This is a genomic window from Exiguobacterium sp. s21 (genome assembly GCF_018617975.1).
In the GTDB taxonomy this organism is placed as follows: Bacteria; Bacillota; Bacilli; order Exiguobacteriales; family Exiguobacteriaceae; genus Exiguobacterium; species Exiguobacterium mexicanum_A.
The window spans coordinates 37,949-45,136 of sequence record NZ_JACSLF010000016.1 but is presented as its reverse complement, the minus strand read 5'-3'; the positions used below and the strand labels follow the sequence as shown (position 1 = coordinate 45,136).

Genomic DNA, 7,188 nt, shown 5'->3' with positions numbered 1-7,188 from the left:
CGAGTTGTGCTCACTGATATTCCAAAAAAATGAGCGACCACCTTCGGGCGATTGCTCATCATCATTCACCAACATTGCGTAAGAACCACATTTGTATTGCAAAATACAGTAGCTTCCCATCTTCTTAAGAATCGGATAATAAATCGTCTGCATCATTGCTCGATTCGGAATTTTCTTTAATGCTTGTTTGGATAATTGCGAAGACAACACTTTAATGGTGGCCGTCGCTCCGCCAACACCAAACATGACACCGAGAAACAAAATCAATTCTCCGCTCACTCGATTGACATCTAGGCCATTCTCACTCCAAAAATCTTCATATCCATAGATATAACCAATTTCTTGAGCCACTCGAAGCGCTACACCAAAGAATTGAGCCGTGTCCGCTGGAACAGTGGCCGCCATGACCACCCCACCAGGTAACCCCGCAGCAAACGAAGCCGATGAACTTTTCATCGTTCGATTCAAGATGGTCTTCTTTGCGACTCGTCGAATCAATTTTTTTGAAACGTTTGATTGAACCGGTCCTTTTTCAAGGATGTCTGCTAATTGTCTTGCGGTCACGTGCTTACTAAAACTTTTTGCTAAAAACTCTGTTCGATCTACTTTCACCCCTGGCAATTTCACGACATTGATCACTAACTGTTCGAAAAATTTTGCCCCGTTCAACATGGTCCACACCTCGTCCCCTTTTATAGCACTCATCATCACTAAAATCCTACTCAGCTATATACTGTTTCCTTTAAGCTCGTCTAGAGAAACATTTCAGTTTAGATTGATTGCCTTCTTAAGGGTTGATTTCTGTCACCAACTAAAAATCAAAAAACCTCACTACGAATTACGTCACCTAGCTGCGTTTAGGGCTGTGCGATGTAATCTGTAAGATTGAGGCTTTTTGAATACGCTGATATAGAGGCTGAAAACGTGTATCACATCTTCTGCATACACGTTTTCATACTCTGACTTTATGAAATAGCCGTTTATTTGGGCTCATATCGGAAGTCTGACACTTTTGCGTTTATTCGCGAGTAGAGCGACTCCATCGAAAATCGACTTGGGCGGCTCGTGCCTCCACCGTATAAGGCCTCGATGGTTTGATCGATATACGCGTTTTCAGCTTCTAAATATTCGACAATGAGGTCTTTGAACTGAACGGCCGAGGAATCCTCATGTTGCAAGCCCTCCAGTTCGGTCGAGTATATGTCGTTGTCTGCTTGCATGCCCTGCAACTCTTTAACCGCTCCGGATATGGCAACGACATCGGTCGGAACACTCGATAGCGTGAGCATCTTGATTTGATGGTCGCGTGCTGACGAAATGATTGAACCGGCATCGAAATGAATAACGGGTCTGTCGTCAATCGTTTCAACCGTGTCCGTTCCTCCGCAACCGGTTAAAGCAAGCATTGCTCCTGCGAACAGAGCGACGGATAAGAGTAACTTCTTCATCATCGACCCTCCTCCGCATCTGCTAGATTTTCTTAAGAAAGTTCATCTGTGGTTTCGACCACAACCCCTGTATCTCCAACTTTCCCCAAGTCGATGACGGTCGGGTCTTCGTACGCCAAGACGTGAAACTCTTGTTCAAACGTCCGAATCACATAATGGGATAGTTCGCCTCGGTACGTGTTGACACGTTCTGTCCCCATGTTCTCTGCAGCAAATCGTGTGAATCGGGACGTCTTCAGTTTCACGATTGGGCAGGCATTGCGTAGCCCATCTTCATGCATACTGTGGTCCTCGATCGTCCCAAGAAATACCGCATATTGCTCAAAACGGATACTGATTCGGTCGCGTTCCGCGTCCCACGTCAGCAACATCGTCGGATCATTTGCCCCGAAAAACGTCCACTCAAGTGGATAATAGGTGACGCCCTTCATCTGGAACGACTCCGTCTCGAGCACATAGTCTTCCGTCGTCATCAAAAAGTTCAAATCGATTGCCACACTTGTCTCCCCCTTTCAAAGAAAGCGACGTCCGAAAACGTCGCTTTCCCTCAATAAAAGATAAACCACAGTGCCGCTGCCACTAAAAACAGGCCGGCCCCGATGAAGAGAATCTTCGCTAGTCTCTCATATACCATGTCTTCACCTCACCAACGCCGCGCCGACGACGAGCGAGACCCCAATCGAGAGCAGGAACGCCATCAGGCCGACAGCGATATTCCCTTTCCCAATCTCCTCGTTCACTTTGAGCGACGGCGTCAAAAATTCGAATAACCAATACGTCGTCAAGAGAAGGAAGAAGCCGAAGCTCCCCCCGACCAACACATCCATCGTTTGGTCGTGATGGCTCTCGACGACACGGAAGATGTTGGCGAGACCGACGATTTTCCCGCCGGTCGCGAGCGCGACGGCGATGTTTCCTTTTTGAATCTCGCGCCAATTGCTGTACGGTGTCGTCACCTCGAAGACGGCGAGACCGACGACAATCATGAGCCCGGCGATTGAATACAGGCCGAGCGACTCAAGCAATACGTTCACGTTCACATTCCCCATCCGTCTGTTCCCCTCACTTCAGTTCGACGACCGTGACTCCGAGTCCGCCTTCCCCCATCCCACCGGGGCGCTGACTCTTCACGTGACGATGTCCTTTTAGGTACTCTTGTGTCGCCTGTCGCATCGCACCGGTCCCGAGACCATGGATGATACGGACGTTGTCATACCCGGACACGAGCGCCTCGTCGATATATTTGTCGAGGCGGGAAAGCCCTTCTTCGACCCGGACGCCGCGCAGGTCGAGCTCCGACTTCGTCGAGCTCTGACGCTTGAGCGAGCTGCCTTTCGACTGGAGCGACTGCTCTTTCGATGGGCCGATCTTCTGAAGGTCGTCCGCTTTGACGTTCACTTTCATGATCCCGACTTGGACGTTGTACTCGTTGTCGTTCAATTGCTTCACGATATAGCCCTTTTGGTTGAACGTCGTCACTTTCACTTCTTCGCCTTTACTGAACGTACGTTTCTGTTGCGCTTTTTGTTTCACTTTTTGGATCTTTTTCTCTTGGAGCGTCGGTTTCGCCGATTCAAGCTGTTTCTTCGCGGCGATGATCTCGTGCTCTTTGACGATCCCTTCTGCGCGTAGCTTCTTCAAACGGTCGATGACTTCGTTCGCCTGGCGCTTCGCCTGTTCGACGGCCTTCTCGGCACGGGCCTCGGCTTCGCCGTACATCGTGTCGCGCTCGCGCTCGAAATCGGTCAGCTTCGCCTCGAACGCCGCCTGCTCTTCTTCAAGGTCGTGGCGTTTGACGATGAGTTCTTTCTCGAGCTGTTCGGCGCGTTGCTTGGCCGCCTCGAGCTCATTGATCATCGATTCGACTGATTCAGCGTCGGTACCGACGTGGCTCCGTGCCTTGTCGATGACTTGTTCCGATAAACCGAGACGTCGACTAATCTCGAACGCGTTCGAACGGCCCGGTACGCCAATCAACAGGCGGTACGTCGGGCTGAGTGATTCGATATCGAACTCCATCGAGGCGTTCATGACGCCTTCGCGGTTGTAGGCATAAGCCTTCAGTTCCGAGTAGTGCGTCGTCGCCGCCACGCGGGCGCCGCGTCGTTTCACTTCGTCGAGGATGGCGATGGCAAGGGCCGCCCCTTCTTGCGGGTCGGTCCCGGCACCGAGCTCATCGAACAGGACAAGTGACATGAAGTCGATCTTGTCGAGCATGCTGACGATGTTCGTCATGTGCGAGCTGAACGTCGACAAGCTCTGCTCGATCGACTGCTCATCCCCGATGTCGGCGTAGATGGCGTCAAAGACGGACAGCTCCGTCCCGAACTCGGCCGGCACGTACAGACCTGACTGCACCATCAGTTGGAGCAATCCGAGCGTCTTGAGCGTCACCGTCTTACCGCCGGTGTTCGGTCCGGTGATGACGAGCGACGTGAACGCCTCACCGAGCTCGACCGTGATCGGCACGACCTCATCTTGCGGGATGAACGGGTGACGCGCCTGTTTCAACTTGATCTCGCGTTCGTCGTTCAATTTCGGCTCCGTCGCTTTGAGCTGATGGCCGTAGGCGACTTTCGCGAACACGAAGTCGAGCGTGGCGAGCACGTCGAGATTGATTACGACCGAATCGGCGACACCGCCGACGAGGTTCGACAGTTCGCTCAAGATGCGGTCGATCTCGGCGCGCTCTTTCAGGCGGACTTCTTGAATCTCGTTGTTGATCGACACGATCGCCTGTGGCTCGATGAAGAGCGTCTGGCCCGATGCCGATTGGTCGTGGACGATTCCGCCGAACGCTTGGCGGTACTCCATCTTGACCGGGACGACGTAACGGTCGTTCCGGATCGTGACGATGGCGTCTGACAGCATCTTCGCGTTGTTGCGGAGGATGTTGTCGATCCGTGAGCGGACGCTGCCTTCAAAGCTACGGAGCTGGGTCCGGAGGCCACGGAGACGGTCGCTCGCCGAGTCTTGGACCGTGCCTTGGTCGTCGATGGCGTGACGGATCGACTGTTCGACCTCGATCAGCTTCGTCAAGCGCTCGGCGTATTCGTCGAGGCGCGGGATGCGGAGGTCTTCATTGTCCTCATGAAGCTTCTCGAAGAAGTTCTTCACTTGGCGACCGCTGTACATGACGGCGGCGACGGCGAGCAGTTCGCTCGTCGAGAGGACCGAGCCGATGGCGGCCCGTTTCACTTCACTGCGGACGTCGGTCAGCCCGCCGAGCGGGAGACGATCCCGGAGTCGGACGACCTCGGTCGCCTCACGGGTGACATTCAAGTTCGACAATACCCGGTCGTACGTATAGTCGGGCTGCATGTTGAGCGCCCGTTCTTTCCCGAGTGAGCTCGCGGCGTGGGCGGCGAGCTGCTGGCGTAGTTTTTCATATTCTAAAACGCGTAACGCGTGATCCATCTAGCATGTTCCTTTCTGTCGCTTCGCGTCGATGAACGCCTTGGCGTCCTCGAACGAGAGGCAGTTGATGATGTCTGACGGTTCGAGATAGGCTTTCCGAGCGTGCAGGACGCCGAGTGCCATATCTTCCATCATATCAGGGTGGTGCGTGTCGGTGTTGATCATCAGTTTGACGCCGGCCGCCTTCGCTTTCTTCAGCGTCGAGGCCGTCAAATCGAGCCGGTTCGGGTTCGCGTTCAACTCGAGCGCCGTCCCCGTCTCTTTGGCGAGGGCGATCAAGCGCTCCTCATCGATCGGATAGCCGTCACGGCGCCCGATGAGGCGACCGGTCGGATGGGCGATGACGTTGACGTACGGCGAGCGGCAGGCGTTCTCGAGCCGGGCCATGATCTCGTCGATGGACTGGTCCATCTTTGAGTGAATCGAGGCGACGACGTAGTCGAGCGTCGCCAAGAACTCGGGCTCATAGTCGAGCGTCCCGTCCGGGCGGATGTCCATCTCGACACCGCGTAGGACGTGCATGTCGTGTTTCTTCGCGGCCTCAAGGATTTCTTCCCCTTGCGCCTCGAGCCGTTCCTCGGTCAAGCCGTTGACGAACGACATGTATTTGCCGTGGTCGGTGATAGCGATCCACTCGTAGCCGCGCGCTTTCATCGCCGCGACGAGCTCGTCGACCGTCAGCTTCCCGTCCGACCAGACCGTGTGCATATGGGCGTCGGCCTTGATTTCGTCAAGCGTCACGAGCTTCGAGATGTCATGCTCGAACTCAAGGTTCCCTGCCCGGAGCTCCGGCGGGATGAACGGCAGACCGTAGCGTTCGAACAGCTCGGCTTCCGTCTCCGGTTGCCAGAGGCCGTCCGGGGTCTCGACGCCATACTCGGAGATCGACTCACCCTTCGCCTTGGCGAGCTGGCGCATGCGGACGTTGTGGTCTTTCGAGCCGGTGAAGTGATGGAGCGTCGCAGCGAAGGCGCCCGGTTCGACCATGCGGAAGTCGACCGACACCATCTCCTCGCGCTCAAGGACGAGCGACACTTTCGTCTCGCCGGCCGCGATGACCTCGTTGATGAACGGGAGGGCGAGCAGCTTGTCACGGAGCGCGACAGGTTCCTCGGTCGCGATGATGAAGTCGAGGTCTTTACACGTCTCCTCGGCACGGCGGAAACTGCCGCCGACCGAATGGCGCAAGACGAGCGGTTCGGCTTCGAGCACCGTCTCAATCTCTTCCACGACCGGACGCATCATGGCGTACGCCAAACGTTCCGGACGTGACTCGAGGTTCCGTGCCGCCGTGAGCAACTTCTCGACGCTCTTGGCCCCGAATCCCGGCAGGCTCGCGGCCGTGCCGTCCTCTAACACGGTAATGAGTGTCTCGAGGTCGACGACGCCGATTTCACGGAGCTTGGCGAGCTTCTTGCCGCCGAGTCCTTGGATTTTGAGCAGTTTCATGAGACCGTATGGGATCTCTTCTTGGAGTGACTCGAGCACTTCGCTCCGCCCCGTGTCCCGCCACTCTTGCAGGACAGCAGCCGTCCCTTTGCCGATCCCAGAGATTGTCGTCAAATCCTCGATGTCTTCGAGTTCGAGCTCCGTGTTCTCGAGCGCCGTCGCGGCTTTCCGGAAGGCGTTGATTTTGAACGGGTTCTCCCCTTTAATCTCCATATATTGCGCGATTTTTTCTAACAGCATCATCGCTTCAACTTTATTCATTGAAATTCCCCCTTTTCCATACAGAAAAGGCCGAGACACAAGCACTAGCTTGCATTCCGGCCTGTCGTGTTACAACATCTTATTCGAGAACCATTCTGAGAGGTATGGCGTGTCTTGAATGATGTACGTCGCGAGCGACGAGTTATCGACCGCACTTTGGACGCTTGCCATCGGCACGAAGGCGATGACCCATAAAATGAAGAACGTGATCACATACGCCTCGAAGAAACCGAGGACGGCACCAATGATGCCTTTCAATTGGCGCAAAATCGGCAAGTCCGTCAAGAAGTCGAGCATCGATAGGATGAGATGCAAGACAAGTTTCGTGATGACGAACAACACGACGAACCAAAAGACGTTATAAAATGTCATCTCGAGCCCCGTGAGCGCGTTTAAATCGATGACACCTTTCGGAAGCGTTCCATCGAGTTGCGACGGATACGGAATCCAAAGCTTGAACGCTTCGGCGAGATCACGGTAGTATGCATTGGCGACGAGGAAACTGATGATGAGCGCGACCCAATGGCCGAGCTGCAAGATCGCCCCGCGACGGAACCCGTTAACGATTCCGATGAACAAGAAAAACAGTATAAGTAGAGTAACCATAAAGTGA

At 54.4% G+C, this 7,188-nt stretch carries 7 protein-coding genes; all 7 read right to left on the bottom strand.

The genetic code is table 11. The features are described from left to right. Positions 1–672: EcsC family protein (locus KNP06_RS14250; protein WP_214789453.1), on the bottom strand; the 672-nt coding region annotated here is incomplete at its 3' end. A 308-nt stretch (positions 673–980) separates the two neighbouring features. After that, positions 981–1,448: a hypothetical protein gene (locus KNP06_RS14245; protein WP_214789450.1), complete on the bottom strand. Its 468-nt coding sequence runs from the start codon at positions 1,446–1,448 to the stop codon at positions 981–983. A 32-nt stretch (positions 1,449–1,480) separates the two neighbouring features. Then, on the bottom strand, positions 1,481–1,945 hold the full coding sequence (locus tag KNP06_RS14240; protein WP_214710452.1) for a hypothetical protein: 465 nt from the start codon (positions 1,943–1,945) through the stop codon (positions 1,481–1,483). Between the two features lie 141 nt (positions 1,946–2,086). Continuing rightward, complete coding sequence (locus KNP06_RS14235) at positions 2,087–2,497, bottom strand: DUF350 domain-containing protein (RefSeq protein WP_034776716.1); 411 nt, start codon at positions 2,495–2,497, stop codon at positions 2,087–2,089. A gap of 13 nt (positions 2,498–2,510) precedes the next feature. Further along, on the bottom strand, positions 2,511–4,865 hold the full coding sequence (locus KNP06_RS14230; RefSeq protein WP_034776714.1) for an endonuclease MutS2: 2,355 nt from the start codon (positions 4,863–4,865) through the stop codon (positions 2,511–2,513). After that, the gene (gene polX, locus KNP06_RS14225) at positions 4,866–6,581 is read right to left on the bottom strand and encodes a DNA polymerase/3'-5' exonuclease PolX (protein ID WP_214789456.1); all 1,716 of its coding nucleotides are present in this window, start codon (positions 6,579–6,581) and stop codon (positions 4,866–4,868) included. Positions 6,582–6,644: 63 nt separating this feature from the next. Next, a complete protein-coding gene (locus tag KNP06_RS14220) occupies positions 6,645–7,181 on the bottom strand; it encodes a CvpA family protein (RefSeq protein WP_034776712.1) in 537 nt (178 codons plus the stop codon). Positions 7,182–7,188 lie beyond the last annotated feature (7 nt).